General features: G+C 54.8%; 29 protein-coding genes and 1 pseudogene. 21 read left to right on the top strand and 9 right to left on the bottom strand.

Going from position 1 to position 26,066, the window contains the following annotated elements; translation table 11 throughout:
* The first annotated feature begins 328 nt into the window (after window positions 1-328).
* The 10 genes from GXM22_RS05825 (at window position 329) to GXM22_RS05870 (ending at window position 8,270) form a co-directional block, all read left to right on the top strand.
* Window positions 329-1,429: a glycoside hydrolase family 172 protein gene (locus GXM22_RS05825; protein ID WP_005934096.1), complete on the top strand. Its 1,101-nt coding sequence runs from the start codon at window positions 329-331 to the stop codon at window positions 1,427-1,429.
* Between the two features lie 31 nt (window positions 1,430-1,460).
* Entirely contained in the window at window positions 1,461-1,697 is a 237-nt protein-coding gene (locus GXM22_RS05830; protein ID WP_005934094.1) for a hypothetical protein, read from the top strand.
* Window positions 1,698-1,847: 150 nt separating this feature from the next.
* Window positions 1,848-3,902, top strand: a complete 2,055-nt coding sequence (locus GXM22_RS05835; RefSeq protein WP_005934091.1) for a TIM-barrel domain-containing protein — start codon at window positions 1,848-1,850, stop codon at window positions 3,900-3,902.
* 170 nt (window positions 3,903-4,072) lie between these two features.
* Window positions 4,073-5,578, top strand: coding sequence for a Y-family DNA polymerase (locus tag GXM22_RS05840; RefSeq protein WP_005934086.1), 1,506 nt, complete (start codon window positions 4,073-4,075; stop codon window positions 5,576-5,578).
* Window positions 5,559-6,056, top strand: coding sequence for a YolD-like family protein (locus GXM22_RS05845; RefSeq protein WP_005934083.1), 498 nt, complete (start codon window positions 5,559-5,561; stop codon window positions 6,054-6,056). Before GXM22_RS05840 ends, GXM22_RS05845 begins: the two co-directional genes overlap by 20 nt.
* A gap of 97 nt (window positions 6,057-6,153) precedes the next feature.
* Window positions 6,154-6,366: a hypothetical protein gene (locus GXM22_RS05850; protein ID WP_005934081.1), complete on the top strand. Its 213-nt coding sequence runs from the start codon at window positions 6,154-6,156 to the stop codon at window positions 6,364-6,366.
* Window positions 6,367-6,480: 114 nt separating this feature from the next.
* Window positions 6,481-7,008 carry a cysteine hydrolase family protein gene (locus tag GXM22_RS05855; RefSeq protein ID WP_035394417.1) on the top strand — a complete coding sequence of 176 codons (528 nt, stop codon included), beginning with the start codon at window positions 6,481-6,483 and terminating at the stop codon, window positions 7,006-7,008.
* Window position 7,009: 1 nt separating this feature from the next.
* The gene (locus GXM22_RS05860; protein ID WP_005934078.1) at window positions 7,010-7,540 is read left to right on the top strand and encodes an O-acetyl-ADP-ribose deacetylase; all 531 of its coding nucleotides are present in this window, start codon (window positions 7,010-7,012) and stop codon (window positions 7,538-7,540) included.
* A gap of 3 nt (window positions 7,541-7,543) precedes the next feature.
* On the top strand, window positions 7,544-7,957 hold the full coding sequence (locus GXM22_RS05865; protein WP_005934076.1) for a PDDEXK family nuclease: 414 nt from the start codon (window positions 7,544-7,546) through the stop codon (window positions 7,955-7,957).
* A gap of 43 nt (window positions 7,958-8,000) precedes the next feature.
* On the top strand, window positions 8,001-8,270 hold the full coding sequence (locus GXM22_RS05870; protein ID WP_005934074.1) for an ADP-ribosylglycohydrolase family protein: 270 nt from the start codon (window positions 8,001-8,003) through the stop codon (window positions 8,268-8,270).
* A 141-nt stretch (window positions 8,271-8,411) separates the two neighbouring features.
* Here GXM22_RS05870 and GXM22_RS05875 read toward each other — a convergent pair whose 3' ends face one another.
* The 5 genes from GXM22_RS05875 to GXM22_RS05895 form a co-directional block, all read right to left on the bottom strand.
* Window positions 8,412-10,013, bottom strand: coding sequence for a glycoside hydrolase family 36 protein (locus tag GXM22_RS05875; protein WP_005934073.1), 1,602 nt, complete (start codon window positions 10,011-10,013; stop codon window positions 8,412-8,414).
* Window positions 10,006-11,391 (bottom strand): glycoside-pentoside-hexuronide (GPH):cation symporter, encoded by a 1,386-nt coding sequence (locus GXM22_RS05880; RefSeq protein ID WP_005934070.1) that lies wholly within the window; start codon window positions 11,389-11,391, stop codon window positions 10,006-10,008. Before GXM22_RS05880 ends, GXM22_RS05875 begins: the two co-directional genes overlap by 8 nt.
* Window positions 11,382-13,763 (bottom strand): glycoside hydrolase family 2 protein, encoded by a 2,382-nt coding sequence (locus tag GXM22_RS05885; RefSeq protein ID WP_005934068.1) that lies wholly within the window; start codon window positions 13,761-13,763, stop codon window positions 11,382-11,384. Before GXM22_RS05885 ends, GXM22_RS05880 begins: the two co-directional genes overlap by 10 nt.
* Entirely contained in the window at window positions 13,760-14,323 is a 564-nt protein-coding gene (locus GXM22_RS05890; RefSeq protein ID WP_005934066.1) for a TetR/AcrR family transcriptional regulator, read from the bottom strand. The genes GXM22_RS05885 and GXM22_RS05890 overlap by 4 nt, the downstream gene beginning before the upstream one ends.
* Window positions 14,324-14,531: 208 nt before the next feature.
* Window positions 14,532-15,185 (bottom strand): NAD(P)H-hydrate epimerase, encoded by a 654-nt coding sequence (locus GXM22_RS05895; protein WP_005934063.1) that lies wholly within the window; start codon window positions 15,183-15,185, stop codon window positions 14,532-14,534.
* Window positions 15,186-15,387: 202 nt separating this feature from the next.
* Here GXM22_RS05895 and GXM22_RS05900 point away from each other — a divergent pair, with 202 nt between their 5' ends.
* The 6 genes and pseudogenes from GXM22_RS05900 to GXM22_RS05925 all read left to right on the top strand — a co-directional run.
* Window positions 15,388-15,759 (top strand): Gfo/Idh/MocA family oxidoreductase, encoded by a 372-nt coding sequence (locus GXM22_RS05900; RefSeq protein ID WP_005934061.1) that lies wholly within the window; start codon window positions 15,388-15,390, stop codon window positions 15,757-15,759.
* A gap of 90 nt (window positions 15,760-15,849) precedes the next feature.
* The gene (locus GXM22_RS05905; RefSeq protein ID WP_005930833.1) at window positions 15,850-16,467 is read left to right on the top strand and encodes a Type 1 glutamine amidotransferase-like domain-containing protein; all 618 of its coding nucleotides are present in this window, start codon (window positions 15,850-15,852) and stop codon (window positions 16,465-16,467) included.
* A gap of 76 nt (window positions 16,468-16,543) precedes the next feature.
* Complete coding sequence (locus tag GXM22_RS05910; RefSeq protein WP_005934051.1) at window positions 16,544-17,314, top strand: EFR1 family ferrodoxin; 771 nt, start codon at window positions 16,544-16,546, stop codon at window positions 17,312-17,314.
* Between the two features lie 17 nt (window positions 17,315-17,331).
* Window positions 17,332-17,958, top strand: a complete 627-nt coding sequence (locus GXM22_RS05915; RefSeq protein ID WP_005934049.1) for an alpha/beta fold hydrolase — start codon at window positions 17,332-17,334, stop codon at window positions 17,956-17,958.
* Window positions 17,959-17,990: 32 nt separating this feature from the next.
* Window positions 17,991-18,380 (top strand): C-GCAxxG-C-C family protein, encoded by a 390-nt coding sequence (locus GXM22_RS05920; protein ID WP_005934047.1) that lies wholly within the window; start codon window positions 17,991-17,993, stop codon window positions 18,378-18,380.
* A gap of 1 nt (window position 18,381) precedes the next feature.
* Window positions 18,382-18,516, top strand: a pseudogene (locus tag GXM22_RS05925) (arsenate reductase/protein-tyrosine-phosphatase family protein); the annotation flags it as partial.
* Between the two features lie 161 nt (window positions 18,517-18,677).
* On the opposite strand, the gene GXM22_RS05930 reads toward GXM22_RS05925, so the two are convergent.
* The 4 genes from GXM22_RS05930 to GXM22_RS05945 form a co-directional block, all read right to left on the bottom strand.
* Window positions 18,678-19,577 (bottom strand): 4Fe-4S binding protein, encoded by a 900-nt coding sequence (locus tag GXM22_RS05930; protein ID WP_005934040.1) that lies wholly within the window; start codon window positions 19,575-19,577, stop codon window positions 18,678-18,680.
* Window positions 19,574-20,032 carry an FMN-binding protein gene (locus GXM22_RS05935; RefSeq protein WP_005934038.1) on the bottom strand — a complete coding sequence of 153 codons (459 nt, stop codon included), beginning with the start codon at window positions 20,030-20,032 and terminating at the stop codon, window positions 19,574-19,576. The genes GXM22_RS05930 and GXM22_RS05935 overlap by 4 nt, the downstream gene beginning before the upstream one ends.
* Entirely contained in the window at window positions 20,029-21,132 is a 1,104-nt protein-coding gene (locus GXM22_RS05940; RefSeq protein ID WP_005934036.1) for an FMN-binding protein, read from the bottom strand. The genes GXM22_RS05935 and GXM22_RS05940 overlap by 4 nt, the downstream gene beginning before the upstream one ends.
* Window positions 21,133-21,232: 100 nt before the next feature.
* Entirely contained in the window at window positions 21,233-22,069 is an 837-nt protein-coding gene (locus GXM22_RS05945; RefSeq protein WP_005934035.1) for a hypothetical protein, read from the bottom strand.
* 290 nt (window positions 22,070-22,359) lie between these two features.
* Between GXM22_RS05945 and GXM22_RS05950 the strand changes: the two genes are divergently transcribed.
* The 5 genes from GXM22_RS05950 to GXM22_RS05970 all read left to right on the top strand — a co-directional run bounded on the left by GXM22_RS05950 (window position 22,360) and on the right by GXM22_RS05970 (window position 26,059).
* Complete coding sequence (locus GXM22_RS05950; protein ID WP_005934033.1) at window positions 22,360-23,142, top strand: ZIP family metal transporter; 783 nt, start codon at window positions 22,360-22,362, stop codon at window positions 23,140-23,142.
* A 246-nt stretch (window positions 23,143-23,388) separates the two neighbouring features.
* On the top strand, window positions 23,389-23,997 hold the full coding sequence (locus tag GXM22_RS05955; protein ID WP_005934031.1) for a class I SAM-dependent methyltransferase: 609 nt from the start codon (window positions 23,389-23,391) through the stop codon (window positions 23,995-23,997).
* A gap of 9 nt (window positions 23,998-24,006) precedes the next feature.
* Window positions 24,007-24,870 carry an MBL fold metallo-hydrolase gene (locus tag GXM22_RS05960; protein WP_005934029.1) on the top strand — a complete coding sequence of 288 codons (864 nt, stop codon included), beginning with the start codon at window positions 24,007-24,009 and terminating at the stop codon, window positions 24,868-24,870.
* Window positions 24,867-25,583, top strand: a complete 717-nt coding sequence (locus tag GXM22_RS05965; RefSeq protein ID WP_005934026.1) for an L-2-amino-thiazoline-4-carboxylic acid hydrolase — start codon at window positions 24,867-24,869, stop codon at window positions 25,581-25,583. Before GXM22_RS05960 ends, GXM22_RS05965 begins: the two co-directional genes overlap by 4 nt.
* Window positions 25,568-26,059 carry a hypothetical protein gene (locus GXM22_RS05970; protein ID WP_005934022.1) on the top strand — a complete coding sequence of 164 codons (492 nt, stop codon included), beginning with the start codon at window positions 25,568-25,570 and terminating at the stop codon, window positions 26,057-26,059. The genes GXM22_RS05965 and GXM22_RS05970 overlap by 16 nt, the downstream gene beginning before the upstream one ends.
* The last annotated feature ends 7 nt before the right edge of the window (window positions 26,060-26,066 follow it).

Consider the following 26,066-nt stretch of genomic DNA (forward strand, 5'->3'; position numbering starts at 1 on the left):
CCTGTTTTATAAGCCAATCTTCACACAGCCGCTGGGCTTCGTCCTTTGTGCAGCAGGTGCGGTTGAAAAGTTTGCTACGGATGGAGCAGTAAGTGTAGTGTACTTTCGGGACACCATTATGCATTCATGAGTGTGGTGCTAAAGATTTATGGCAGTAGCACATTGCTTTTATACAAATAAAAGTGTACAATAATAACAACTTTGCAAGCAATCCCCTTCAAGGAATCAACTGGAACATGGGTGGAGACTGTACCTGTTAAGCGGAATTGTTTGAATGAATTCAATTCAACATAAAAGACAGTTGCTCATTTGTGAGTAGGAGGAATATATGATGTTTGATTGTGGTTTACAGAATATTTTCCGGCTGAAAAACGGACAGTCCCGTTCCATCAACTGGGAAAACCGGAACGGAGAAAAAGGAAAAGGCGGCATGGCATCCAGCGATCTTGGTCCGTCCAGAAAAGGTTCCCCGTGTATCCCGAAAATAGAAGCAGGAGAGACCGTAACACTTGGTGAGATCCAGGGAGAAGGCATGATTCAGCACATCTGGATCACCGTTACAGACCGTACCAGTGAACGTAACCGTTATGTTCTGCGGGATCTTGTTCTGCGCATGTACTGGGACGATGAAGAATTCCCATCCGTTGAATGCCCGCTTGGCGATTTCTTCTGCTGCGGCTTCGGTGTTTCCTACCAGGTAAACTCAGTCCCGATTGCTGTCAATCCGACCCGTGGTTTCAACAGCTATTTCCCGATGCCGTTCCGTAAAAACGCACGTATTACCATTGAAAATCAGTGTGATGAGCCGATTCCGGCCTTCTTTTATCAGATCGACTATTGCCTGACAACGGTTCCGGAGGATGCTGCCTATTTCCATGCCCAGTGGCGTCGTCAGCGCATAACGGAAAAGGCAAAAGACTACGTTGTCCTCGACAACATCAAAGGGAAAGGCCAGTACGTTGGAACTTATCTTGCGCTTACCAGCCTCGAACGCTACTGGTACGGAGAAGGTGAGATGAAATTCTACATCGATGGAGACAAGGATTATCCAACCATTTGCGGAACTGGAACAGAAGATTACTTCGGCGGTGCCTGGAGCTTTGCAACACAGCAAAATGGCCAAACCGTTGAAAATCAGTACTGTACTCCGTATCTTGGCTATCCTTACTACTCTAGCCACGATACCTTCCTTCATAATGATTACCACAATGATGATCAGATGCCACAACGCAGCTTCTACCGCTGGCACCTTCTTGATCCTATCCTTTTTGAGAAGGACCTTAAGGTAACTCTGCAGCAGATTGGTGTCAGCCACGGAGGTCTTTTTGAACGTCAGGATGATGTCGCTACCACAGCTTACTGGTACCAGACGCATCCTCATGTACCATTCGCGCCACTCATGTCCAGAAAAGAGCGCTGGCCAAGATGATTTTTGACGCTTTTCCTATTTTATATGTTTTATGACTTTGCATATCCATGCAGACGTGACCCTGCCGCCTGACAGGGAGCAGGGAAGCGAGACAGCAGAGCAGCAGCTGCACATTCTGCTGTACCAGACCGATGTGCCGGAGGCGGAACTGAACGCCGCCCTGTCTGACTATTGCAAAGAGGACCTCTGCAACACCGAAAACGGACGAATGATCGTGGAGCTGTATCTGGGCAAACAGGAACATCACGTTTCAAGGATCTTGTATTGAAATAGCTGCACAACCGCAGCTATTGGGTTGAAAATAAGGCTGAAGCCCCAATTGCTCCAGCCAATGTCAGAGTTTCTTAATTGTCCATCAAAAATATGTTGGTACGTTTTACACTGTGACGATTCAAAAACAGAGGAGAGATATTTTACTATGATCTACAAAAAGCAATACGGTCAACCGTTTGATACCGAAAGTGTAGTGGGTTCTTTTTTGCCCATGATGGAAACGATACCCTATCTGACCAAGGAGCCGGATGGTTTCTCCTATGCCATGGAACCGCAGGATATTCTGTATGGTCTTGGCGAAAACGTCCGTGGTATCAACAAGCGCGGGTGGGTGTACGAAAGCAAGTGCTCCGATGACGGCAACCATACCGAGGGCAAATCCTCGCTGTACGGTGCTTATAATTTTATGATCGTGTCCGGCAAGGATACATTTGGCTTTTTTATCGACTACCCGGGCAAGGTCACCTTTGACTGCGGCTACACCGACCTGGATACCTTACGCATCACGGTGGCCGAGGAAAATTACGATCTCTACATCATTGAGGGCGAGAGCCTGACCGATATTGTGCACCAGTTCCGCCAGTTGGTGGGGCGCAGTTATATTCCGCCCAAATGGGCTTTTGGCAACGCCCAGAGCCGCTGGAGCTACATGAACGAGGACGAGGTCCGCGAGGTGGTGGCAAATTACCGTGCCAATCATATGCCGCTGGACGCTGTGGTTTTGGATATCGATTACATGGAGCGTTACAAGGACTTTACGGTGGATGCGCAGCGCTTCCCGCGTTTTGCAGACTTTGCCGCTGAGATGAAAGCGCAGGGCATCCATCTTGTCCCCATCATCGATGCAGCAGTCAAGGTCGAAGAGGGATATGATGTGTACGAGGAGGGCGTGAAAAACGGCTACTTCTGCACGAATCAGGATGGCACCCCCTTTGTAGCCGGTGTGTGGCCGGGACGGGTACACTTCCCCGATATGCTCAACCCGGAAGCCCGTGCTTGGTTTGGCAGTCAATATAAAGTTCTGCTGGATCAGGGGATCGAGGGCTTCTGGAATGATATGAACGAGCCTGCTATCTTCTACGCAGAAGAAAGACTGAAAAAGACTTTTGCTCAAATTGAGAAATACAGCAAGCAAAACCTGGATATTTCCAGCTTTGGTGCTTTTACCGGCATGGTGGCAGGGCTTTCCAACAACGAAAACGATTATAAGCTGTTCTACCACAACACCAAACAGGGGCGTATGCGGCACGACAAGGTACATAATCTTTTTGGTTATAACATGACCCGTGCGGCAGGCGAGGCTTTTGAGCGGCTGGAGCCGGACAAGCGCATTTTGATATACTCCCGTTCTGCCTGCATCGGGATGCACCGGTATGGCGGCATCTGGACCGGCGACAACCATTCTTGGTGGAGCCACATTCTGCTTGCGCTGCACATGATGCCCTCCCTGAATATGTGCGGCTTCCTGTACGAAGGCCCCGACATTGGCGGCTTTGGCAGCAATACCACGGAGGATCTGGTGCTGCGCTGGTACGGCTTGGGCATCTTCTCTCCGCTGCTGCGGAACCACTCTGCCAACGGCACCCGCCGGCAGGAACCCTACCGCTTTAAGAACAAGGCTGCCTTTGCCGGGATTTTACAGCTGCGCTACCTGCTGCTGCCCTACATTTACAGCGAGTACATGAAGGCTGCTCTGCACAACGGCATGTACTGTATGCCGTTGGCGTTCGCATTCCCGGGGGACGACTTTGCCCGCCGGGTGGAGGATGAGGTGATGATCGGTGAAAGCTTGTTGATTGCCCCGGTATATGAGCAAAATGCCCGCGGTCGGTATGTTTATCTGCCGGAGGAGATGCTGCAGGTGCGGGTAAAGTGCAGCGAAAGCAACCGCATCGAAACCAGCGTGTTGCCAGCAGGCCATCATTACATTCCGGTGGAGCTGGATGAAGTGGTGTTCTTTATGCGCAAGGGACACCTTCTGCCCCTTGCCAAGGACGGCAAAAAAATCCAGAGCGTTGCCGATGTGGATTTTGCAGACCTGCGCCTGCTTGCCTATGCTCCCGATGGTGCATCCTATGAATACTATACCGATGACGGCGAGACAAAGGATTATGATAAGCCGGAACATTTTGTGCATATCACGCTGGATGCAGATGGAAATACAAAGAGTGATCGTGCTACGGTCAAAGTAGAAGGATAATCGTCAGTCATTACGCAGTTCCTACAGAGTGGCAGCGTTTCAGCTTGAAATGCTGCCACTCTTTTTTGTTGTCTATATCACAGATAAAATAGCGTTCCATCTTGAAAACAGTGCAACTATTTATTATAATAAAATAAATAGTTGTGACTTTTGCAAAGGAGGGCTGAAGTATGGCAGCGCAGCGCACCTATCTGGCAATCGACCTGAAAAGTTTCTATGCCTCGGTGGAGTGCGTAGACCGCCATCTGGACCCCCTGACCACCAATCTGGTGGTGGCAGATGCTTCCCGCACCGAAAAGACCATCTGCCTTGCGGTATCGCCCTCCCTGAAAGCTTACAAGATCCCCGGCAGAGCACGGCTGTTTGAAGCCGTTCAGCGGGTGAAAGAGGTCAACGCTCAGCGGCTGCAAACTGCCATCCGGCAGAAAAAGGCGGTGCGTGGGGAAGATGGCAAATATCACTTTGCCAGCACCTCTTTTGATGCCAATGCCCTGAACGCAGACCCTGCACTGGGGTTGAGTTACATTGTTGCGCCGCCCCGGATGCAGCGGTATCTGGACGTTTCCACCCAAATCTACAAGACCTACCTCAAATATGTGTCCCCGGCGGATATCTACCCCTACTCCATCGACGAGGTTTTCATTGATGTGACGGGCTATCTGCCCTATTACCACATGAGCGCCCACGAGCTTGCCATGACCATGGTGCGGGAGGTGCTGTACAACACTGGAATCACCGCAACGGCAGGCATCGGCACCAACCTCTACCTTGCAAAGCTGGCCATGGACATTGTGGCAAAACACATCCCGGCGGACAAAGATGGTGTCCGCATTGCGGAGCTGGACGAGCAGTCCTACCGGTATCTGCTGTGGAATCATCGCCCTCTGACGGATTTCTGGATGACAGGCCCAGGCACCGTGAAAAAGCTGGAAGCCCACGGCATTTATACGATGGGGGACTTGGCACGGTTTTCTATCTACGGAGAAGATCGTCTGTATGAAATTTTTGGCGTGGATGCAGAAATTCTCATCGACCACGCATGGGGCTATGAGCCCTGCGGTATGGCTGAGATCAAAAGCTACAAGCCCAGCACCAACAGTATCAGCGAGGGGCAGGTGCTGACCTGCCCCTACCCCAACGATAAGGCAAAGCTCATCGTCCGAGAGATGGCAGAGATTCTGATGTTCCGGCTCACCGAAAAGAAGCTGGTGACGGAATCCATCACCTTGGAGATAGGCTACGACCGGGAGAACGTGGACAAGGGCGGCTACCGTGGTCTGACCCAGACCGACCGCTACGGCAGAGTTATCCCCAAGGCAGCCCACGGCACCGTTCGGTTTGATGCCCCTACCAATCTGGGCAGCACCCTCATCAACGAAAGCGCAAAGCTGTTTGAGCGCATCACCGACCCGGCGCTGACGGTGCGGCGCATTACCATCAACGCCAACAAGGTCACGCCGGACGAGGGCTTCTATCAGGTGGACTTTTTCACCGACACGAAGAAGCTGGAAAAGGAGAAAAAACTCCAGCAAGCCATGCTGGGCATCAAGAACAAGTACGGCAAAAACGCCGTGCTGAAAGCCAGCAGCTACGAAGAAGGTGCCACCATGCGCCAGCGCAACGCACAGATCGGCGGGCACAGTGCAGGAGGTTCAGATGGAAAACTACAAAAATAGCAAGGCCGGGCAGGAGACCGCCCAAAAGTACGGGGACATCATAGAGATGGAACGCCCCCAGAACGAAGAATCCCTCCGCAAGCACCTTCGCATGACCCTTCAGAACCGTGCCAAAATTTTCTCGCCCTTCTCTCCGCTGCGGGGCTATGACGAGCAGCTTGCCGCAGAAAAGCAGCGCACCGAGCGCGTGACCAAGCGCATTCTGACCGAGGAAGAAACGTCCGCCCTGTCCGATCGGCTGATGCAAGTCACGAAAGGCATGACCATCACGGTGCGGTACTTCAAAGAGGATACCGCCCACCCGGAGGTTCCGGCGGTGGGCAATTACATCACCCTGACCGGAAAAGCAGACCGCATCGATCCGGTGTTCCGCACTTTGCAGGTGGGCGATACCGTGGTGCCCTTTGAGGACTTGGTGGAGGTCAGCGGGGAGGGGATCATGGACATTGATGTGTATCTGGGCATCGGAGAAGAATGAGATGACAAAAAATGCTGAAAGAGATGTTTATGGGACATCACCTTTTGTAAAATGACCTCAGAAGAAGCAAAACACACTTCAGACGGAGGAAAATACAATGGCAAACGGTGATTATGGCTATTTCGGCAAAGGCGACACGGGCTATGCCCAGTACATGACGGCTTTCAACCGCAACTTTGGCGGTTCGTCTGGCGGCGGTGGCGGCGGAAATCACAACAATGGCGGCGGCGGGGGAGATGGCAGCGGCTGCGGCTGCCTCATCGCCATTGCGGTGGTGGTCGTGCTGGTGCTCCTCGGTATGGGGAGCTGACTCAAGCCCCGCAGGTGAAACACAGGTTTTCCCTGTGGGGATTTTTTGAATCCGATTGTAGAAAGAAACGGTCTATGGTAGAATGAAATCAAAGAAAAACAGGAGGGCTTACACATGGTTTTATTGGTTGTGGATACACAGAAAGGTATCGTGGATGAACGCCTGTATGCGTTTGAAAAGTTTGTCAGCAACATCAAGGAGCTGATCCGGACTGCCCGCGAACAGGGAATCGAGGTCGTCTATGTCCAGCATGATGATGGGCCCGGCACCGGTTTCTCCATCGGGGATGATGAGTTTGATATCTATTCTGAGTTTGCACCACTGCAGACCGAAAAACGGTTCGTCAAGACTGTATGCAACGCTTTCAAGAAAGAGAGCGGATTGCTGGAATATCTGACCGCAAAGGGCGAAAAAGATGTGATGGTCTGCGGCATCATGACCGACTTCTGCATCAATGCAACGATAGAAGCAGGCTTTGAGCACGATTTTCATATGATCGTCCCTGCCTATGCAAATTCAACGCGGGACAACGAGTATATGACAGGGGAGCAGAGCTACCGCTATTACAATGAATTCCTCTGGCCGGATCTCTATGCTAGCTGCGTGCCTATGGATAAGGCACTGGAACTGCTCAAAAAGTGAGGTGTCTGCAACGATTCCCCCAAAAATCAAGAATCAGATTCAAGTAGTGCAGGGAGACATTACCAAGCTGGACTGTGACTGCATCGTGAATGCGGCCAACCGCAGTCTGTTGGGAGGCGGTGGCGTGGATGGAGCCATTCACCGGGCAGCAGGGCCGGAGCTGCTTGCCGAGTGCCGCACCCTGCACGGTTGCCGCACCGGCGAAGCGAAGATCACAAGGGGCTACCGGCTGAAGGTGAAGTATATCATCCATACGGTGGGCCCCATCTACTCCGGCACCCCGGAGGATGCTGTGCAGTTGGCAGACTGCTACCGCAATTCGCTGGAGCTGGCAAAGACCTACGACATCCACAGCATCGCCTTCCCGGCAATTTCTACGGGCGTGTATGGCTATCCGCTGGATGCCGCCACCCCAATTGCGGTGGATACAGTGGCTGATTGGCTGCAAAGCCACGCCGACTACGATATGAAGGTCATCTTCTGCTGCTTTGATGCCCGGACGAAGCAGGCGTATCAGACAAAAATGGAGTAAACATTGAAATACAGAGAGATCGCGGACGGCATTTTTCTTGACCGCCCCAACCGTTTTATTGCCCATGTAAACGTGAACGGTGTGGTGGAAACCGTCCATGTCAAAAACACCGGACGGTGCAGGGAACTGCTGCTGCCCGGTGCGGCGGTGCGTCTGGAAGTGTCGGACAACCCGAAGCGCAAGACAAAATACGACCTTGTGGCGGTACACAAGCAGGAACTTGGCTGGGTCAACATGGACAGTCAGGCACCCAACAAGGTGGTAGGAGAATGGCTTTCAAAGCAGGAGTTTGACCTTGTCAGGCCGGAGTTTGGCACAGCGCTGGCCGAAGCGAAAGCCGCAGGCGTGAGGGTGCTGTTTCTGCTTTGCTATGTCGGGCGGGACAGTCTGGAAATCGTGGAGCAGCGGGAAACATGAAAATGGGATGGAATGAAGAAAACCACATGAGGGAGGAACCAGCATGCCTTTTTTGATGATCCGCAACGACATCACCAAGGTAACAGCGGATGCCATCGTCGCCTTTTTGGAAAGCACCGGCTTTGAAGATGCGCTCCGCAATGCGGTCTCTCTGGGCGGCGACAGCGACACCCTTGCCTGCATCACCGGCGGCATTGCCGAAGCCTTTTACGGGATGCCACAGGAACTGCGGGCAGAGACCTTGAAGCGTCTGCCGGAGGATCTGCGGGCGGCGTATGAGCTGTTCCGGCAGAACCTTGAGCGCAGGATGTGACACCGTCGGTGCTGCACAGACCCAAGCTGTATTTAAAAAACTGAGGATCGTACCGGAAGAACAGCAAAACACCCGCCTGCGTATTGTGTGCAAAGCACAGTACATGGGCGGGTGTGGTTTTGTTGTGGTTTGTTCGCACTGTCAGAACAGGTCGAAACATAATTTTTGTGGAGTTCCGTCCAGCAGATACCGGATATAGAGACGGTCGTTTTCCGCTTCTGCCTGCACCTGCGTGGCGTGCTCAAAGAGGGTGCGCAGACGGCGGTACTCTGCCCGCTGCGCATCCGTGTAGTGAGACGGCATATCCGAGGTAAGGAACACATTGCCCAGTAGGGCATTGACTGTGGCAAGGGTGCGTTTTTGCTCTGCCGTCAACTTGCAGTTTTCCTCCCGGAGGAAGAACACATCCGGGTCGCTGCCATAGGCACGGCCATTGAGCTGCCGCCGGAATAGCGTGTTGTTGATGGCCTGCTTTGTGGACACCCGCTCCCGGTGGAACAAGCGCATATACCACACATCGTCCCAGTCCAGCCCTACGTCACAGCTGACACGGCAGTAATCCACCAGCCCGAAAGCCGGCATCACCGGTACGCCGCAGCCGAGAATCTGCTTTTGCCCGCACCATGTGCGCAAAAGCTCCATAGCACGGTACATCCGGGCTGCCCGGCTCTCGCGGGCGTTGCCAAAGGGGGCAGCACCGTACAGAAAATCCAGCTTGACAAGGTCAAAGCCCCAGTCGTTCAGCACCCGGTCGAACACCCGGCGCAGATAGTCCAGCACGGCCGGGTTGTCGAGATCCAGCGCATAAAAGCTGCTCCAGTTGCAGCCGCAGCACCACGGTGCACCGTTCACCTTCAGCAGCCAGTCCGGGTGCTGCCGGAAAAGGGCAGAGTCCTTTTCGCACACAAAAGGTGCAAGCCATAGCCCGGCCTGAAAGCCAGTGGCATGAATTTCCTCCACCATGCCTTTCAGCCCGTGGGGGAATTTCTGTGCATCTGTTTCCAGCCAGTCGCCCACCTCCGGCTCCCAGCCATCGTCGATCTGGAACAGGTCTCCCGGGCAAAGCAGGCTGCGGCAGCCGGTCAGATCCTCCCGGATGGTATCCTCGGTGATGTCCTGATAGCGGTTGTACCAACTGGAATAGCCTGCCAGCTTCTTTTCAGTCCGGGGCTTGATGCCCATAGCCTGAAACCAGCCGTCGAACACCTCGGTCTCGCCGCCCTCGGCAAAAAACAGGTCAAGGAGTGGGAAACTGCCGCCGGGATGCTCCACCCCGGCGCAGTCACGCTCCAGCGTCAGCAGGGCTTTGCCGCTGTCGTAGCGGAGGATGGTGTAGCCCGGCTTCTCGTCCAGCGATGCCACCAGCCGGAACTGTGTGCCCTTGCGGAAATAGCAGTAGGAAAAGCCGTGGCTCTGCCCCTTTTGATGCCCATAAGGCGCAAAATGATAATCGCCGTAGCGGTCAAAGGCATATTTTTTGCGCAGAAAGCCGGGGATGTGGTCGGTGCCGCGCAGCTTGCCGTTCCGGTCCAGCTCCGGGCTGTAGGTCCATGTCTGGTAGCCGTTCATGAACAGACGCTCGTCTGCTTCCATCGTCCACGGCATCTCGGCACGCACCGCCTTCAGCGTCCCGGCGGGCAGGTCTGCCGTCAGATGCAGCGCACCGCCATTCTCCGTGACCGTGCAGTTGCCTGTCTGTACGCCGCCGGAAGTTTCTGCGTACCAGTGCAGCATTTCAGTCATGGTGCGTTTCCTCCCCGTGGAGCTGTGCGCTGATCTCGGCAGCGCGGGCATCGGTCAGAACAAACTTGCGGCGGAACAGCACCAGCGCACCAGCCAGTACCAGCATGGGCAGAACGGTCATCATCAGGCGCAGACCCAGCAGGGTTCCGGCGCTTTGTACTGCCACCGGGCCGGTCTCCTCCGTGTTGCCCACAAGACCGATGAGGTCCAGCCCGATGCCGGTCAGGAATACCGCCACACCGGAGGCAGCCTTGACCACAAAGGTCTGCATGGAAAAGATAACGCTCTCCTCCCGGCGCCCGGTCTTGAGCTGACCGTAATCCACGCTGTTAGAAAGGAACAGGGTGGTCAGCACGCTCAGCATACCGTTGCAGGCGAACACCACCACGCCCGGAATGCACAACATGGCAAGGCTATGGGAAAGGCCGGTCAGGCAGAACACCAGTAGCATGCCGTAGCCGCACAGCGCCAGCAAAAGGCTCAGGTAAAATACCTGCGTACTGCTGAACTTTTTGCGCAGCAAGGGGTAAAGCACCATCATGCCAAGAATCTGCGCCGCACCGCCCACGGTGGAAAACAGGGTGTAGGTGGCTTTCCAGCCTGCACCGCCAAGGTCGTATTTGAAGAAATAGATGATGAAGTTGGAGGTAAGGTACAGCGCCGAGTTGATCAGCACGATGCTGCCTACCACTACCATAGCCTGATCGTTGCGGAACAGGGCGGAGAACATCTCCTTTACGGTGGCGGTCTTCATCTCACTGGGGGTGGTTTCTTTCATGGAAATGCAGCACACCAGCTCTGTCACTGCAAAAATTGCCGCTACGATCAATGCCACCCAGCGGAAGCCAGCGCGCTCGCTGTCGCCGCCAAGGGCTCCCACCAGCAGCATGGTGAACATAGCGATGAGGGCAGAGCCAACGCCTGCACAGGTGCGCCCCACCATGGAGAGGTTCTCCCGGTCTTTTGGGGTGCGGGTCACGGCCGGGATCATGGACCAGTAGGGGATATCCATCATGGTATAGGTGACGCCCCACAGGATGTACACCACGCTGAAATAGACCATCAACGCCGCTTCATCCAGCACCGGGGCGGCAAACAGGGCGTAGAGCACCAGCGCATTGAGCAGCGTGCCGGAAAAGATCCACGGACGGAAACGCCCCCAGCGGGTGCGGGTCTTTGCCACCAGAACTCCCATAAAGGGGTCGTTGAAGGCATCAAAGAACCGGGCAGCCATGAGCACGACGCCCACAAAGCTGGCCGAAAGCCCCAGCACATCCTGATAATAATACATGACGTAAGAAGCCGACAGGGCATATACCATATCCTTGCCCACGGCACCAATGCCGAACGCGGCTTTCTGTTTCAGGGTCAATTCCATACAGCGTCCTCCTTTTCAATGGTAAACCGCAGCACAACGGGCTGGGTCTGCGGTGCAGAAACGGTCAGCAGGGCTTCTCCGGCAGTGCCCACGGTGCGCAGATAGGTTCCGGTCATGCCGCCCTCGGCAACGGCGGTCTGTGGGCCCACAAGGGCGGCGCTGCCCTCCACCGCAAACTGCACCGGGAACTGTGCGTAGGGGGCAGGGGTGCCATTCTCGTCCAGAATGCGCACCCGGACAGCCGCCATATCGTAGGTATCCTGCTCCCGCAGGGTCGTCCGGCTGACCTTGACTTCCAAGTGCAGCTTTGCACTGGGGCAAAGGGTCACGCTACGCACTACGGTGCCATCCTGCACGGCATCGAACCGCCAGCGGGTGGCCTCGCTGCCCCAGTTGCCCACATATTTGCCGTAAAGGGCCACGCCATCTTCAAAGGTCATTTTGTAGTGCAGCATACACCAGCCGAATTTGACCTTGTAGGCCAGCGGCAGTCCCGCCAAGCCGTATTTTCCGGCGGCCAGCAGGCAGTCTCGCACAGCGGCTGCCTTGGCGGGGGAAAAGTGCTCCTGCGTTTCCAGCAGCTCGCCAATGGTATCGTCCATCACAAAGGGAGGGTGGGGCAGCGCCGTCCACTCGCTTTGGCGCAGGGTGGTGACGAACACGTCGTTTTTGTAAAGCCTTACCTGTTGGGCATTGCTGAAAACGTAGGTCGTGCCCAGCTGCCCGGCGGGGTTATCGCCGATGTCCATGGAGGAGCTGACCGCCAGCACCGGGTCAGCGTCACCCTGACTGGCATAGACCGCTGCCGCCAATTTGGGGTTGCGGAAGCTGTCCAGCACCCCGTGGTAGCAGATGCGATCCCCGGAGCCAAAGTCCTTGTGGGTCTGGTAGTCGAACATACACCAGCCAAAGCACCCGGCGTGCTCTCCGCTGGCATAGGCGGCGTTCTGCACCCGGACGTGCCGCAAGGCGTGCTCCTGTCGATGAGGGCCATCGTCAAAGGGCTTGGTGGGGTACATGTGACCGTTGCACTCCGAGATGAGCAGCGCCTTGCCCATATCCGGGGTCACGTCCTTTTTGGGCTTTGCGCCGGGCGTTACGCCGTTGTGGGAAAAATCGTTGTAGGCGTAGACATCCTCCAGCAGATGGCTTTTTTCCAGATACCGCACGCCGGAGGTGGCGCGGCTGGGGTCCAGCTGATGAGCAATTTGATTGGTGCGGGTGTAGAAGGCATCGTCGTCCACGCTCTCGTTGATGCGCACGCCCCACAGGATGATGCTGGGATGATTGCGGTTCTGCAAGATCATCTCTTGTAACATTGCACAGGCAGCGTCTTTCCATGCAGCATCTCCGATGTGCTGCCAGCCCGGCAGCTCGGTGAACACCAGCAGACCCCGCCGGTCGCACTCATCCAGAAAATATGGACTTTGGGGGTAGTGGCTGGTGCGCACGGCAGTGCAGTGCAGTTCCTCCTGCAAAATGCGGGCATCCTCCCGCTGCAGGCTTTCCGGTGCGGCGTAGCCGATGTAAGGGTAGCTCTGGTGTCGGTTCAGACCCCGCAGGAAGGTCTTTATTCCGTTGAGGTAAAAGCCATCCGCCCGGAACTCTGCGGTGCGGAAGCCAAACGTCACCTGTTTGCGGTCGATGGGTTGTCCGGCTGCGTTCAAAAGTTCTGCCACGGCATGATGCAGCACCGGGTGCTCGGTATCCCACGGCTGTGCGTCCGGGACGGAAAACTGCATCTTCCCGGCTTCTGCCGCCTGTGCGGTCTGCTCTGCCAGCAGGGTGCCGTCTGCGGTCTCCAGCCGGATGCGGACCGCCACGGCTGCGGGTGTGAGCTCTGCCGTCCACTGCACCACGGCCTCTTGCAGGGTGGGCGTGTAGACGAACAAATCGGTCAGGCGGCTCTCTGCCGTAGCTTCCAGCCAGACCTCCCGGTACAGCCCGCCGTAGGTCAGGTAGTCGATGACAAAGCCAAAGGGTGGAATGGCCGGGTCTTCACGGGTATCCAATTGCACGGTCAGCAGGTTTTCACCTTCCCGGTCCACAAGGTCTGTGATCTCCACCGCAAAGCCGGTATAGCCGCCCCGGTGCTGCCCGGCAACCCTGCCGTTGACCCGCACCACCGCCTGATGGGCGGCTCCGTCAAAGCGGAGGAACAGCCGGGGCGCAGCCTGCACTGGCGGCACCCGGAACCGTTTGCGGTAGCCGCAGACCATCTCGTAATCGGCCGGGGAGGCATAGTGCAGTGGCACCTCCCGGCAGGTATGGGGCAAGCGGACGGCTTGCTGTTTTGGTACAGGCAGCCCCTTGCCAAAGGCTTCGGTCCAGTGGTGGGTAAACTCCCAATCATCGCAAAAACTGTGTTTCATCGCGGCAGCACTCCTTCCAGTAAGATCGAGATCATTTCCTCCAGTACAGCCACATACTGCACCCCGCTTTCTGCCAGACTGCGGTCTGCCAGAAAGCTCTCAATGGACGCGGTGATCATCTGCCGCAGCACCGGCAGGGATACCGGGCGCATGACCCCCTCTGCCACAGCCTGATCCAGCAGCGCCATGGTGGGTTCCCACCCGTTTTCCAATTGACTGCGCACCCGCGCCGCCACCATCGGGTATTTTTCGTCCAGCTCCTTCATCTGCCGCAGGTCCAACGCAGCATATTCCGTCGGCATGGCAATGATGACTGCCCGCAGCTTTTCCTGCAAAGTACCGCTGCCTGCCAGAATTTCCTGCTTGCAGCGGTGGATGTCCGCAAAGGCGTGGTCTACCATGTCCAGCAGAAGCGCCTCCTTGGAGGGGTAAACGGTGTAGATGGTCTTTTTGCTGATGTGCAGCGGCTCTGCCACCTGTTGCATGGTGAAATGCAGCCCCTGTTGACGGAATAACTGCATCGCCTGTATGCGCACCAGCGCATCGAGCTTTTCCTGCATGAGCGTCCTCCTTGTGGAAACTGTGCTTGCTTTTCTGGTTTCCATTCTAGTGCGGAAACCGAGCTAAATCAAGCGGTTTCCGCATTTTCTGCGTTCTGCCAAGAAAGTGCAGACATTTTGCAGCAGAATGACAAAAAGAACCCCGGCGTGCCTTGAAAGCTGCCGGGGTCTTTTGCGTGCAGGTGCTTTTCCGCAGCGGCAAGCCTCGTCAAAACTCCGGGTGCCATTCGTCCCGGATGCCAATGTCGGCACAGACGATTTTTCCGCACAGCGGCGCAGAAGCTTCTGCGATATGTAAAGGCTTATAGCTGTCGAAGGTTACGGTCAAATCTGCATGGGCAGCACCCTCGGCAACCTCCCCGGTATCCGTGTTGATGCCGCTGGGTAGGTCTACGGCAAGCACAAAGGCACCGCTCTTGTGCAGACGGCGCATCAGCCCGCAGGCAGCAAGGCCGGAAGGCCGCAATTCACCATGGAACCCGGTGCCGTAGAGGGCATCCACAGCAGCATCAAAGTACTGGGTTTCCAGTACAGAGCAGTCGGTGCAGATAGGCACCGGCAGGGAGTGCAGACGCTCAAAATTGCGGGTGGCGTCCGCAGTTTTCGGCTCGCCCTCAGCCAGAAGAACGGTCACATTCCAACCGTCTTTTGCTGCAGCACGGGCAATCACGAACCCATCGCCGCCGTTGTTGCCCTTTCCGCAGACCACCAGCAGCCTGCCGGGATGCGGGAACTGCTTTTGCAGTTCAGCGTAAGCCGCCAGTCCGGCATTTTCCATCATTTGCAGGTAGGGCAGACCGTGGACATCCCCGGCTCGTTCAATTTCCTTCATCTGCGCAGCCGTCACAATGCGATGTTTCATGTTGGCACCTTCTTTCTATCTCTATTATAATGGATGAGAATGTTTGGAACAAGATGAAAGATACCGGTGCATAGAATCTGTCCCCGGAGAGTTGGAACAAGCCCTCCGGGGGCATTTTTGCTTTTCACTATCTTTTCCGTAGGGGAAAACCATGGTATACTGAACACAACGAATCCAAAGTAATAAACCTGGAGGTACCGTTATGAAGTGGGGAATTTTAGCCACCGGCACCATTGCCAAAAAGTTTGCATCCACAGTGGAACAGATGGGCGCAGAGGGGGAGCGGCTTGTTGCCGTGGGGTCACGGCACATGGAAAGCGCACAGGCGTTTGCACAGCAGTATGGCATTCCTCGCTGCTATGACTCCTACGAAGCCCTTGACGCAGACCCGGAGGTCATCCGCTGCTCGGTGGACATCAACGGCTTTGAGTACGAGATCCGGGAAGCAAGCCGCTGCGTCAAACTGGGGCGTACCGACAGCGACCGCTACACCCCGCAGGACAGCCTTGCCCTGACCCGCCTGATGTACGACACCCGCATGAGCTGGGGCATGAAGTTTGCGGGCGAGGTGTAAGCACACACCTTGCCGCAAAGGGCTTTTTTTGCGTGCGGAGACTATGGCATACGGAGCGCGACAACTCGGAGTTTGACGAGGTAAAAGAATATGAATGGAAAACATCTATTTCTTACATCTGCAGGGTTGACCGATAAGATGAAAGAGAAATTCTTTGATATTATTGGAAAGTGTCCGAAGGATGTGAAAGTGCTTTATATTCCAACAGCTGGCATTGAAACAGATGGTGCAAGAGAGTCGCTTGCAATATGTTTTCATGAACTCTTTCTAATGGGAATTCAGTACGAAAATATATTAGTGTACAATCTGGAATTAATTCTTTCAAAAGACTATCAAAGAACCTATTCTTCGTATGTTACAACCCCGTTTATGCTTACAAGGCTATTAACTTTTGAAGAATTAAACCAATTTGATGCTGTTTTTGTCAGTGGTGGTGATGTATCTGTGCTTTGTCGTGAAATGTCTAGAACTGGTTTTGATAGAATACTTAATAATGCAATTAAAAACGGACTTATATATGTCGGAATCAGTGCAGGAAGTATGTATGCGGCGGGAAATTTAACAGATGGATTACATATTATTGACAATCCTATTATCCCCCATTGGAATGGTTCTGAAACAACAGTATTACCGAACGGCAAAGATGAGATTAAGCTTGCTGATGGAAAAGCTGTTTATGTAGAGGATAATTACATGAGTGTAATATGATGCACATGTAGGATTAGTCAAATTCCAGTCTGCCGGGCAGACAGGTAACTGAAAAACACAAAATGAAGGAGCAGCCATGGTACTTTATTTTACGGGAACCGGCAACAGCCGGTATCTGGCGCGGCGCATTGCCGAAGGGTTGGAGATGCCGCTTTACGACCTGAACGCCTGCATCAAGGCAAGGGATACCGCTCCGGTGCAGACTGGCCGGGATGTGGTGCTGGTCACGCCTACCTACGCATGGCGCATCCCCCGGGTGGTGTCGGAGTGGCTGGGCAAAACCGCGCTGACCGGGGCAGAGCGTATCTGGTTTGTGATGGACTGCGGCAGTGAGATCGGCAATGCGGCAGGCTATAACCGGCAGCTTGCGGCGCAAAAGCAGCTGCAGTACATGGGTACAGCCCAGATCATCATGCCGGAAAACTACATTGCCATGTTTAATGCACCCCCAAAAGAGCAGGCAAAGAGCATCGTGGGGCAGGCAGAGCCTGAACTTCAGAAGGTGCTGACCCAGCTCAAGGCCGGGCAGGAATTTCCCCCGCCGAGAGACAACCTCTACGACCGCTTTATGAGCGGCCCGGTGAACCCGGTGTTCTATCGGTTTTTTGTAAAAGCAGAGGCCTTCCGGGCAACGAGTGCCTGCATCGGCTGCGGTAAGTGTGTGGAGCTGTGCCCCCTGAACAACATCCGTTTGGAAAACGGAAAGCCGCTCTGGGGCAAAAACTGCACCCACTGCATGGCGTGCATCTGCTATTGCCCCAAAGAGGCCATCGAGTACGGCAAGAAGAGCAGGGGAAAGCCCCGGTATCACTTTGAAGCGCTGGAAAGGAAGCAGCAGGACGTGTGAAGGAGAGCGGAAATTAGATGAAGTTTTTATACTTGCATGGGTTGGGACAAAAACCAGACAGTTGGGACAGAGTAATAAAAGAAACGACGGTCTCGGATAGAAGCGCCAGCTTGAGCTTGGCAGAGATGCTGGAAGGAAAAGCGGCCACTTATAAGGAGCTGTATACTGCATTCTCAGAAGAGTGCAACAAGGAAAATGACGAAATCGTTTTGTGCGGGCTTTCCTTGGGTGCTGTTCTGGCACTGAATTATGCGATAGACCATCCGAATAAAGTAAAGGCACTGGTGCTAATTGCAGCACAATATAAAATGCCTGAAAAGCTATTGAAGTTCCAGAATATGCTGTTTCGCTTTATGCCGAATACAATGTTCAAGCAATTTGGCCTCAAAAAAGCAGATGTGATCAGTTTGTGCGGTACGATGACGGAATTGGATTTCAGGGATTCATTATGTAAGGTGTCCTGTCCGGCATTGATCGTTTGTGGGGAAAAGGACAACGCAAACAAAAAAGCCTCAAAGGAACTTGCCGGTTATTTGAGCGATTCCCACTTCCATGAACTTTTGAAAACAGGCCATGAAGCAAACATAGAATCTCCGGAGGAATTGGCAACAGTGTTACAGGAATTTTATGATAATGTCGAATAAACTACGATTCATCAAAGAAAGAGGACTGTAAAATGAACATCGAAGAACGGGCGGCACAGGCTGCCGCATGGAAAGCTACTGGACAGTGCAACTGTGCACAGGCGGTGCTGAAGGCATTTGAGGACAAGCTGCCGGTGGATGCCGACACCCTGATGAAGCTGGGCGCAGGCTATGCCGCCGGCATGGGCTGCATGGAGAGCACCTGCGGCGCACTGATCGGCGCTGTGATGGTGGCGGGCATCGTCACCGACGGCAAGGGCACACCCCGCATTTCCAAGGAGCTGCTGCAAAATTTTCAGGAAAAGTGCGGTGCTACCATCTGCAAGGATCTGAAGGGGATAGAGAACGGCGCACCGCTGTGCCCGTGCCCGGAGTGCGTCCGCAACGCTGTTCTGGCACTGGGCGAGGTGCTGGGAGAGTAAGATGAAGAAGATCTTGTTTGTTTGCCATGTGAATATCTGCCGCAGCCCTATGGCGGAATTTGTGATGAAGGATTTAGTGGAAAAGGCGGGGATTTCCGCACAGTTTGAAATCGCCTCGGCGGCCACAAGCACCGAGGCATCAGCCTGCGCAGCATGACAGACCTGTTGGAGCAGAAGTCTTCCCTGTAAAAATGGTACGCCGGAGCGTCCACAGATGCTCCGGCGTATCGAAATGATAGATCTCCCAGCCAAAAGGATGCTGATGCACAAATACTGCGCAGCAGCCTCCTTTTTAGTTCAGATGAATCGGCAAAAGCCCAGCCAGCAGCCCAGCAGGAAGAAGAGCAGCGCCTTACCCAGCACCGGCAGCCACAGGCTCTTGCACAGGGCCATATCCCACCGGTGGATGTTCTGCTTGGGGCAGGTGCCAACGCAGGCTTCACAGGCGATGCATTCCCCGCTGCGCAGGCTGGTTTCCTCCAGCTTCAGGCACACCGGGCACTGCTGTTTACAGGCATTGCAGCCCGGGATGCAGCCGTCGCTCTGCCGGTGCAGCCGCGCAAATGGCAGCACCGGCAGCAGGGCAAACACCGCTCCCATGGGGCAGAGGAACTGACAGAAGAACCGGGGCTGCACCGCCATACCCAGCAAAATGAGCACAAGCAGCCCGATGCCCACACCAAAGCCCTCCGGCGGCAGATGCAGAGCCGTCAGGCGGGAAAACACCTCCCACGGGCTTGCGCCGGTCAGCATCTTTTCCTGCCGGGTCACATACAGTGCTACCAGCCATGCCAGCAGCAGATATTTGACCTTCTGCCCCAAAAGCACCGCCCGCTCTGGCAGACGGAGCTGCTTTTTGCGGTGGAACAGCTTTTTCTGAATCAGCCCGGAAAGCGCCCAGACGGCATCGCCCAAGCTGCCGAAGGCGCAGGCGTACCCACAGAAAAAACGGTCGAAAAGCAGGGTGAAGCCGCACAGCCCCAGCAGGGAAAGTGTGAAGCTGTCCACAGAGAGCACCTCGCCTGCACCGATGTGCAGAAAGATCTGTTTTACCCCGGAAAACCCGGCCACGAATGCGCCCGGCATGGACACAAAGAAGAACAACTGCACCCCGGTGCGCAGCCATGTACGGCGCTTTTTGTCCCGCTGACGCTGCTGCGCCGCTGTTAAAGGCTTTGCCTGTGTTTTTTCCATCATCCTGCCGCCTTTCCCAGTGCGTTCTCTACCGCACCGATAAGTCCTTCTGCCGTGAGGGTAGCGCCGGAAACGGTGTCCACCTCAGCAGACTGCACTGCCAGCATCTCGTCCAGCAAAGGCAGCGCCTGCTTATAGTAGGGCTTATCCTCGCCGGAAGCATCCAGCACCGCAATATCGGTCATTTTTCCGTTCTGGATAGTCACCGACACCCGAATGACATCGCCAAAACCATAGGCGCTGCCCTCATAGATGCCGTCCCGGTAGCCGCTCTGCTCTGCCTGTGCTGCGCTCTGCGCCTGCAAAACGGAAGCATTGTAGGCTTCAACTTCGGCAATTTCCTGCTTGCGCTGGCTTACCGCTGCCGCCCGGATCAGCGCCACCTGCTGGTATTGCCACAGTACCCCCAAAATTAGCAGCAGGTTCACCGCCCGGAGGAGAAAATTTTTGTATTTCATTCTGCTGCTCCTTCCGTTTCAGATTCAATCCCGGTCTCTTCCGGCGGCAGTGCCGGCTCGGATGTCGGCAGCACTTCCTCAGAAGATGCCGGTTCAGAGGAAGCCGGTGCATCTGCCGGGAAAAGCTGCTGCCATACTTCCTTGAGCCACACGGGAACGGCGCTCTCTTCCTCCGGCTGCACCACCTCCACGGTGGGCGCGGTGACCGGCGTTTCCCCGAGCTTTGCTGCTTCAGACGGTGCGGTTTCCTCTGCCGTCTCTTCCGATGCAGTCTGCTCCGGAGCGGTTTCCTCTGCCGGGGCAACAGCGGCCTTTGCCAGTGCCAGCTTGACTGCGTTCAGAATTCCGGTGGAGGAGTAGGTGGCGCCGGAAACAGTATCCACGTTGGGGCTTTGTCCCTCCAGAATGGCGGGGATGACCTGTTTTGCCCGGGAGAGATATTCCTCCTCGTCCTCGGCGCTCAGGATCGTGATATCGGTGATCTTATCCTCTGCCACCGTGACCTGCACTGTGATCTGTCCCTCAAAGCCCATGGCTTCGGCTGTGTAGATGCCGTCCAAGTAGATGGAGGGAGCCGTAAATTCCTCCACCACAAGCGTTGCAGCGGGCTTTGGCTGGGGCGGCAGGGGATTGTTGACCACCTCGCCGGTCAGGGCGTTCTGCACTGCGCCCAGAATGCCCCGGCTGGTGTAGGTGGCCTCGGAAACGGCATCCACCTCCCAGCTCTGAGTCTCCACCACGGTGGTCAAAAGCCGCTTGGCACGCCGCAGAAACTGCTTGGTCTCGTGGGATGCGTCCAAGATCTCCACCTCCGTGATGCTGCCGTTTTCCATGGTGACCTGTACTCGGACGGCACCGCCGTAGCCCCGGGAAGAGCCGACGTAAACGCCGTCGGCATAGGGCAGCTTGGGCAGGGTTTCTTCCTCCGCTTCGGAGGAAGCGGCTTCCACAGGCTGCTCCACCACGGTTTTCAGCTTTTCCGGTACGGCGGCCAGCACCGGAACGGTGCGGGACAGAGCAAAAAGTACAGCTGCCGCTGTCGCCACCGTCGGGAGCAGCTGCACTAGCGGCAGCAGTGTATGGCATCGTTTTTTGTTCATTCCAACTCCTCCTGACACGGAAAAGCAAGGCCGCCTGATGCCAAGCGACCTTGCCGTTTTGCGTTATATTCTACAATAAATTAGGCAGTTTCCCGTGTATTCACAGCGCCACATTGACCGGCAGGACATACACGCCGTCGGCGGCGTAGAAGGTGATCTGAGTAATCGTCTTGCCGATGATGGATGCAAAGTAAGGATCATCGGCATTGAAGCCCAGCTTGGTGCCATGCCAGATGTTGGTCACATGATGCAGGCCGTACTCACTGCCATCGGCGGTGGTCAGAACTACGCCGTAGACCTTGTTGGCCTTGTAGTCCAGATCAAAACCGGAGATCTTCATTTCGTAGGTGGTATGGTGACCGTTGGTATTCAGCTCCACAGTGGTGCCCTCTACGGTGGTCTCGGTGGCGTTGACCTTGCCAAACTCCCACTTGCCGCTCAGCAGGTTATACCATGCGGTGATGTAGTAGGCAGGGGTCTCACTGAGCTTGTAGTAAGCATAGCTCTCGTTCTCAAACAAGGCATCTGCGCCGGTGTAGGTGGTGGTGGATTCCTTGCCCTTCAGGGTAACGGTAATGTCGTAGCTGTCGGCATCGGTGACCTGCTTTGCGTTCTTCAGCGCCCACGGGGTCAGCACCTTGACCGGGAAGGAAACGCCGGTGATGTCGGTGCCATCTGCGTTGACGTGGTAGGAACCGGCGGCAAGGTTGCCCGCACGGGTCTTGTTCTTGGTGGCGCTGGTCACAGCGTCGATCTCAGATGCGTTGTCCACACCGGCAGCCTTGTAGAAGTCAGCGTAGGGGATGTTCATCTGGACATAGCTGGAGGTCAGGCAGTTTTCCTGTTCTACCTCTTCCGCAGCGAAGGCCGGGACTGCCACAGCGCATACCAGCATAGCGGCCGCAAGTGCACCTGCAAATACTTTTTTCAATCTCATGGTAACACACCTCTATCTCAGTTTTGAAAAAACAGTTAGCTTCACCTAACAATTGATGCAAAAAAATGCAGAGGCAAAGCGCCTCAGATGGTTAGGCAAAACAAATTCGCGAAATAAAAATAGCACTCCCACTGGGCGTTGTCAAGAAAAAACAGGGATGTTTATGGAGGATAATTTTTTGGCAAAAGGTGCCGACAGCACCCTCTATACCGCAAAGCCCTTGACCTTTTTGCCGGAGCGCAGTATACTGCTTGTGCGGTTAGTTGCATTTAACCACAAGGAGGTACTACATGATACAAGACGCATTCTGGGGGATTTTGATCCCCTTTCTGGGCACAAGCCTTGGGGCGGGCTGTGTGTTCTTTTTGAAAAACTCTCTGCGTGACGGCATCCAGCGCGCCCTCACCGGCTTTGCCGCCGGAGTGATGGTGGCGGCATCGGTATGGAGCTTGCTGATCCCGGCTATGGAGCAGGCCGCGGATCTGGGCAGGCTGTCATTTTTCCCGGCGGCGGTGGGTTTCTGGCTGGGCATCCTGTTTTTGCTGCTGCTGGACCATTTCATCCCGCATCTGCACCAGAACAGCTTGCAGGCTGAAGGGCCAAAAAGCCAGCTCCAGCGCACCACCATGATGGTTCTGGCGGTGACGCTGCACAACATCCCGGAGGGCATGGCAGTGGGCGTGGTCTACGCCGGGTATCTTGCTGGGACTACTCAGATCACTGCCGCCGGGGCGCTGGCACTTTCCCTTGGCATTGCCATCCAGAACTTCCCGGAAGGTGCCATCATTTCCATGCCCCTGCGGGCGGAAGGAATGAAAAAAGGCCGGGCGTTCTGGGGCGGCGTACTGTCCGGCATCGTAGAGCCCATCGGGGCAGTGCTGACGATTCTGGCGGCAGGCATCGTGGTGCCCGCGTTGCCCTATCTGCTCAGCTTTGCCGCCGGAGCCATGCTGTATGTGGTGGTGGAGGAACTGATCCCGGAAATGTCCCAGGGGCAGCACTCTAACGTTGGCACGGTATTTTTCGCGGTGGGCTTCAGCGTGATGATGGTGCTGGACGTAGCACTGGGGTGACGGCTGGAGTCCTCGAAAGCGAAATCTTTTTCGGAATCTCCGAAAATGCTTAAACTTCTTGACAGAGGAGACGGCAGGGCGTATTATTTTGGCAGAAGGACCGCTGAGAAGCGGCTTTTTATAGAACAGAAAGTTAGCTTTACCTAACTTGCAGCACGAGGAATTGCTGGCCTGCCACCCGGAGCAGTGGGCGCATCTGGTAAAAAGCATTGCATTGTGAGCGGAAAATAGAAAGAGAGTGGCGTTATGTCCTTTTTTGAAAACACCCGAAAGCCCGTAGGCCTTGGCGGGAAGATCATGGTTGCTATGATGAACTTTGGACACAGCGCAATGGCAGAATGGGGGCTGCGCTTTTTACAGCCTGCCCCGGATGCCATGGTGCTGGACTGCGGCTGCGGCGGTGGAGCGAACATTAAAACGCTGTTGAAACTGTGCCCCAACGGCAAGGTGCAGGGCATCGACTATTCGGCAGTCAGTGTAGAAAAAGCGCGAAAAGTCAATGCCAGAGCCATTGCGGCAGGACGGTGTACCGTGCAACAGGCAAGTGTGGCAGAGCTGCCGTTTGAAGCGGAGCAGTTTGATGTGGTGACCGCCTTTGAGACGGTCTATTTCTGGCCGGAGCTTGCGCAGAATTTCCGAGAGGTCTATCGGGTGCTGAAGCCAGGCGGAATCTTTTTCATCTGTAACGAAGCAAACGGCGAAACGACAAAAGACGACAAATGGACGCGGATCATCGATGGTATGACCATCTATACGGATACTGCACTGAAAGGGTATCTGGAAAAAGCAGGATTTTGTCAGATTCAGAGCCACAAAAATAAAAAGGGCTGGCTTTGCATCACAGCACAGAAATGAGGTGTGATTATGTCGAAAAAAGCAACGGAATTTCAAAGAAAAGCAATGAGCTGGATGTACCGGGGCAAGGAAATCTTCAAGCCTTTGAACACCGGCTGGATCGACAAGAATGTTGCCTGCGTGCGCGAATGGGTGGCGAACATCTTCTTCTACCGCAAAGGCGATACGACCATTATGGTCGATGCGGGATATAACTACGACCGCCTTGCCGAAAAAATGGGCTGGCTTGGGATTGATCCGAAGTCGATACACCATATTCTTATCACCCATCAGGACACCGACCATGTGGGTGCGGTGGAAGCAGACAGTCCGGGGCTGTTCCGGAATGCGAATCTGTACATCGGCGAGATCGAGAACCGGTATCTGATCGGAGAAGCACGCCGCAAGGTTATTTATCATCTCTATAAGCTGCCGCAAGTGACCATCTACAACGAAAAGCAGCTGCTTCACGATGGAGAGGCCTTTGATATTGACGGCGTCAGGATCGAGTGTTTTCTGGTTCCCGGTCATACATGGGGACATGTGGTCTACCTCATTGACGATAAGTACCTTTTTACTGGCGACACGCTGTGGTTTGGCGCGGACGGCGGCTACAGCTTCATTTCCTCGCTGGCGGAGGACAATAAGCTGGCTGTGCAGTCACTGGCGGAGCTGGAGCGGAAACTGCGCGCACGTGGGCTGCATCCATATTTCATCACCGGTCACACGGGATGGACGGACAATTTTGCCTTTGCGTTTGCCCACAAGGACAAGTGCTGTTCACCATTCAAAAAACGAGTACACGACCCATCGGCGCCCTATGATGCCTACGACGAATCGGACGACACCGAAGAAAATGCAAAGAGCGGTTTTCTGAAAGGCGTGGGAAGATGAAGGACAGCGAATTACAAATTGACCGTAACTGCCATGTGCTATATTCCAAACCCTGCAAAAAGGAAATTCTGGCGAAAATCACTCTGCACTATCCGGAGGTGGAGCGCGAGGTGGTCTGGGAGCAGGTGCAGCTGAGATACGCAGAGCTTCTTTCCAAGTGGCGCACCGACCTCGGCGGTAAAAAGAATTTTCACAACGGCGTAGGCGGCACCTACGACTGCATCGCCATCATGTGCTTTTACGATGTGTGCCGGGATGTGGTCACATTCCGCGAAATGGAAGAGATAGAAGGAAATCTGATTCTGCCGTCCTTCCGCAAACTGAAATTCGTGAACTGTAACATGCCGTTCTGGAAGAAACTGATGCACATAGCGTTCCTTCGGGCAAAAGCGGGCTGTGACAAGTGGCACGATTATGAAATGACGGTGGCTCCTTACGAAAAGAACAAGCCGATCTATTATGAATTTACCGCCTGTCCCGCAGCGGAATTTGCTATCAGAAACGGCCTTGCAGACATCATGCCCGCCCTGTGCAATGTGGATTTTGCATCCATGGAGCTGCTCCACGCAAGGCTGGTGCGGACGACCACCTGCGTGGACGGCTGCCGATGCGACTATACCATCTGCGGCGACAAGGATCCGTACTTAAAGGAGCATCCAGAATACCGGGACGAAAACGGATACAGGAGGAACAGGGAATGCTCTTACAGGTGATTCTGGAAGGTCTTGGGTTGGGAGTTCTGCTGGTTCTGATCTGCGCTGCGGGCATCTGCAAAGGGGCTGTTGGGATGGTGCATCTTTACAGCCCGGCGGTGCAGCAGAGGTGCGTAAAACTGGGGCTTACAAGCCCGGAACGCATCCGACGCAACAGCCTGCTGTTCAAAGCAGTCTGCATTCCCGGCTATATCGGCTATGTGCTGGTCTGTGTCTATGGGATAAACGGTGCAAAGGGCTTTGTTCAGAGTTTCTGGCAGTTACTCGTTATCTTGTCCGTTATGAATCTCATGGACCGCCTGTTGGTTGACGGCTATTGGGTGGGGCACACGAACGCATGGACGATTTCAGGAACAGAGGACCTGAAGCCCTACATTACTGCAAAAGACAAACAGAAAAAATGGCTTTTCGGTACGGTAGGTATGGCAGTCATAGCGGCGGCGCTGGCGGTCCTTATGACGGCTTTTATTCACTGAGGAAAGG

The sequence above is a fragment of the Faecalibacterium duncaniae genome, assembly GCF_010509575.1.
GTDB classification, from domain to species: Bacteria; Bacillota; Clostridia; order Oscillospirales; family Ruminococcaceae; genus Faecalibacterium; species Faecalibacterium duncaniae.

Excerpts from the sequence above, each read along its gene's own strand:
- GXM22_RS05870 (WP_005934074.1), top strand. The coding sequence starts at position 8,001 with ATGCCTTTTTTGATGATCCGCAACGACATCACCAAGGTAACAGCGGAT.
- GXM22_RS05845 (WP_005934083.1), top strand. The coding sequence starts at position 5,559 with ATGGAAAACTACAAAAATAGCAAGGCCGGGCAGGAGACCGCCCAAAAG.
- GXM22_RS05970 (WP_005934022.1), top strand. The coding sequence starts at position 25,568 with ATGCTCTTACAGGTGATTCTGGAAGGTCTTGGGTTGGGAGTTCTGCTG.
- GXM22_RS05895 (WP_005934063.1), bottom strand. The coding sequence starts at position 15,185 with ATGAAACATCGCATTGTGACGGCTGCGCAGATGAAGGAAATTGAACGA.
- GXM22_RS05965 (WP_005934026.1), top strand. The coding sequence starts at position 24,867 with ATGAAGGACAGCGAATTACAAATTGACCGTAACTGCCATGTGCTATAT.
- GXM22_RS05940 (WP_005934036.1), bottom strand. The coding sequence starts at position 21,132 with ATGAACAAAAAACGATGCCATACACTGCTGCCGCTAGTGCAGCTGCTC.
- GXM22_RS05910 (WP_005934051.1), top strand. The coding sequence starts at position 16,544 with ATGGTACTTTATTTTACGGGAACCGGCAACAGCCGGTATCTGGCGCGG.
- GXM22_RS05880 (WP_005934070.1), bottom strand. The coding sequence starts at position 11,391 with ATGGAATTGACCCTGAAACAGAAAGCCGCGTTCGGCATTGGTGCCGTG.
- GXM22_RS05825 (WP_005934096.1), top strand. The coding sequence starts at position 329 with ATGATGTTTGATTGTGGTTTACAGAATATTTTCCGGCTGAAAAACGGA.
- GXM22_RS05840 (WP_005934086.1), top strand. The coding sequence starts at position 4,073 with ATGGCAGCGCAGCGCACCTATCTGGCAATCGACCTGAAAAGTTTCTAT.
- GXM22_RS05850 (WP_005934081.1), top strand. The coding sequence starts at position 6,154 with ATGGCAAACGGTGATTATGGCTATTTCGGCAAAGGCGACACGGGCTAT.
- GXM22_RS05885 (WP_005934068.1), bottom strand. The coding sequence starts at position 13,763 with ATGAAACACAGTTTTTGCGATGATTGGGAGTTTACCCACCACTGGACC.
- GXM22_RS05890 (WP_005934066.1), bottom strand. The coding sequence starts at position 14,323 with ATGCAGGAAAAGCTCGATGCGCTGGTGCGCATACAGGCGATGCAGTTA.
- GXM22_RS05855 (WP_035394417.1), top strand. The coding sequence starts at position 6,481 with ATGGTTTTATTGGTTGTGGATACACAGAAAGGTATCGTGGATGAACGC.
- GXM22_RS05905 (WP_005930833.1), top strand. The coding sequence starts at position 15,850 with ATGAATGGAAAACATCTATTTCTTACATCTGCAGGGTTGACCGATAAG.
- GXM22_RS05875 (WP_005934073.1), bottom strand. The coding sequence starts at position 10,013 with ATGACTGAAATGCTGCACTGGTACGCAGAAACTTCCGGCGGCGTACAG.
- GXM22_RS05950 (WP_005934033.1), top strand. The coding sequence starts at position 22,360 with ATGATACAAGACGCATTCTGGGGGATTTTGATCCCCTTTCTGGGCACA.
- GXM22_RS05830 (WP_005934094.1), top strand. The coding sequence starts at position 1,461 with ATGACTTTGCATATCCATGCAGACGTGACCCTGCCGCCTGACAGGGAG.
- GXM22_RS05920 (WP_005934047.1), top strand. The coding sequence starts at position 17,991 with ATGAACATCGAAGAACGGGCGGCACAGGCTGCCGCATGGAAAGCTACT.
- GXM22_RS05935 (WP_005934038.1), bottom strand. The coding sequence starts at position 20,032 with ATGAAATACAAAAATTTTCTCCTCCGGGCGGTGAACCTGCTGCTAATT.
- GXM22_RS05915 (WP_005934049.1), top strand. The coding sequence starts at position 17,332 with ATGAAGTTTTTATACTTGCATGGGTTGGGACAAAAACCAGACAGTTGG.
- GXM22_RS05930 (WP_005934040.1), bottom strand. The coding sequence starts at position 19,577 with ATGATGGAAAAAACACAGGCAAAGCCTTTAACAGCGGCGCAGCAGCGT.
- GXM22_RS05955 (WP_005934031.1), top strand. The coding sequence starts at position 23,389 with ATGTCCTTTTTTGAAAACACCCGAAAGCCCGTAGGCCTTGGCGGGAAG.
- GXM22_RS05835 (WP_005934091.1), top strand. The coding sequence starts at position 1,848 with ATGATCTACAAAAAGCAATACGGTCAACCGTTTGATACCGAAAGTGTA.
- GXM22_RS05960 (WP_005934029.1), top strand. The coding sequence starts at position 24,007 with ATGTCGAAAAAAGCAACGGAATTTCAAAGAAAAGCAATGAGCTGGATG.
- GXM22_RS05945 (WP_005934035.1), bottom strand. The coding sequence starts at position 22,069 with ATGAGATTGAAAAAAGTATTTGCAGGTGCACTTGCGGCCGCTATGCTG.
- GXM22_RS05900 (WP_005934061.1), top strand. The coding sequence starts at position 15,388 with ATGAAGTGGGGAATTTTAGCCACCGGCACCATTGCCAAAAAGTTTGCA.